5 protein-coding genes are annotated in these 1963 nt (G+C 39.3%); 4 read left to right on the top strand and 1 reads right to left on the bottom strand.

The window, feature by feature from the left end; all coding sequences use genetic code 11:
* Positions 1 to 151: 151 nt before the first annotated feature.
* Entirely contained in the window at positions 152 to 490 is a 339-nt protein-coding gene (locus Q0200_RS07955) for a hypothetical protein (protein WP_297940006.1), read from the bottom strand.
* A 174-nt stretch (positions 491 to 664) separates the two neighbouring features.
* Here Q0200_RS07955 and Q0200_RS07950 point away from each other — a divergent pair, with 174 nt between their 5' ends.
* From Q0200_RS07950 to Q0200_RS11940, 4 genes are all read left to right on the top strand, one after another.
* The gene (locus Q0200_RS07950; RefSeq protein WP_297940005.1) at positions 665 to 982 is read left to right on the top strand and encodes a TM2 domain-containing protein; all 318 of its coding nucleotides are present in this window, start codon (positions 665 to 667) and stop codon (positions 980 to 982) included.
* Between the two features lie 9 nt (positions 983 to 991).
* Entirely contained in the window at positions 992 to 1390 is a 399-nt protein-coding gene (locus Q0200_RS07945) for an NINE protein (RefSeq protein ID WP_297940004.1), read from the top strand.
* Position 1391: 1 nt separating this feature from the next.
* Positions 1392 to 1826 (top strand): TM2 domain-containing protein, encoded by a 435-nt coding sequence (locus Q0200_RS07940; RefSeq protein ID WP_297940003.1) that lies wholly within the window; start codon positions 1392 to 1394, stop codon positions 1824 to 1826.
* 8 nt (positions 1827 to 1834) lie between these two features.
* Positions 1835 to 1963, top strand: a 129-nt coding sequence (locus Q0200_RS11940) for a lipoprotein (RefSeq protein ID WP_366118474.1), incomplete at its 3' end; no start/stop codon positions are given.

Here is a 1963-nt window from a genome sequence, read left to right as displayed (position 1 = left end):
AAAAACCCCGCCGTTTCAAGCCCCGCGATCGTCTCAAAATCCGCCGCGAAAAAGGCGGGAATACTCGCGATCAAAAAGCAAATTCCCGCGATAAAATAACCGCCGACTAGCTTAAAAGGCGGCGCAAAGGTGTTTAAAAGCATGACCTATCTCAGTGGCAAAGGCTTGTGTCTACGTTCTTGACGTCCGCGCCCTGCTTTAGGCTAAAGGTCATCTTGACCGCCCCGCCCTCCAGATCCTCGCGCTCTACGTCAAACTGCTCCTGGATTTTAGGGATCAGACCGGCTGGGAATTTATGATTTACCATCACGATTTTAGTGTTTTGGTTTGCAAATTTGATCGCTACCAGCGCATTTACCATAGGCTCGGGCGGTACGCACGGGCGGCTGTCAAAACCAACGAAATCCACTCCGTCTTGGCTATACCTATAAAACGGCACCGTCGCGCCCTCGGCGTTAAACTGCTCGGCGTTTTTGAAAAAATCGCTCATTTTTTATCCTTGTTTTAAATTTGGAGAATTATACTCTTATTTTGCGTGCGGGCGTCTTGACCTTGCTTAAGGGGTTAAATTTTGCATATTTTAATACAAAATAAACAAAATTTCAAAATATTTTAAGGGGGGGGGGTAAAATATGCCCGTAATTTCAACACAAAGGATAAAAAAATGAGTCTATATCTTACTCTAAAAGATAAATTGCCAAGCGATGCTTTTTATATGAAAGATAAACTTGATAATCTAAGCGAAGATAAGGCAAGAGCCGTATCGATGTTAAATCTTAAAAGCCCGGTGGTAGGCTTGGTTCTCGGACTTTGTTTCGGTGCGTTTGGCGTAGATAGATTTTATAAAGGCGATATCTTGCTTGGCATTTTAAAGCTTATTACATTAGGAGGATTGTTTATTTGGGCGCTAATAGATTTATTTTTAGTTTATAAAGGTATTAAAAAAGACAATCTAAACCTACTAAATTTGACAATTATGTAAAGATTAAAAATGAACAATGTATTGTTAATAAATGAACTAAAATCAAGATTACCGTCAAATTTGTATATGAATCTCGTAATGAGCAAAAAGCTTGAAAATTTAGACGAAGCTCAAAGTTCTCAACTTGCAACCGAGGCATCTTATATGAAAAAGCCTACTCTTGTATGGCTCTTTGCTTTGCTGCTCGGAAGTTTCGGAGCGCATAGGTTTTACGCAGGCAAGCCTACGGGCGGCATAGTTTTCATAATCCTTACGATATGGATGATCGCCGCATCCGTCTACAATCCGAATGCCGGCATAGACAATATAATTCCGCTTATTTATATAGCTTCCGTAATCGACAGCGTTGTTTTATCGAAAAAAATAGCCGCTCAAAATTACCGAAAAGTTACGCTAGTATTGGGCTGAAATGTTTATTACGCAGCTTGATAAATTTCCTAGCCATAGCCTATTTTTGGTAAGAGAGAAATTTAGTTCGTCAAATCAAAAACAGCAAGAAGTGCTAAATTTCGCAAATTTTAAAGACCCAACCGTTACGCTAATACTAGGTATATTCTTAGGAATGTTCGGAGCCGATAGATTTTATATCGGCTCTATGGGCATAGGCGCCTTAAAGGCGTTTATGCTATTTTTTATATTTGTGGCTTTATGCACTATAGATGCGGCTCATATAGACGGGGCGATGAGCGAGGGAGCATACAATGATGTTTTAGGTGTCTCAGTGCTCATTCTTGTCGTCTATCTTATTTTCGTAGCCGTTGATATATTTTTATCGTTTAAAGCTTGTAAAGAGAAAAATTTACAAACTTTTATTGAAATTTTAGAAATCTATAAAGAAAAATAGGAGAAAAAATGAAAAAAATTATTTTTGGGGCGTCCGCTGCACTTCTGCTCGCAGGATGCGGTTCAAATGTGGATTTAGTAAAAGACGGAGTAATGGAATTTGACAAAAGCATTACCGTAGGTGATGCGATAGATAAC

This window comes from uncultured Campylobacter sp. (assembly GCF_938045225.1).
GTDB lineage: Bacteria > Campylobacterota > Campylobacteria > Campylobacterales > Campylobacteraceae > Campylobacter_A.
The sequence above is the reverse complement of the archived record's forward strand: the minus strand, read 5'-3'. Positions and strand labels throughout refer to the sequence as shown.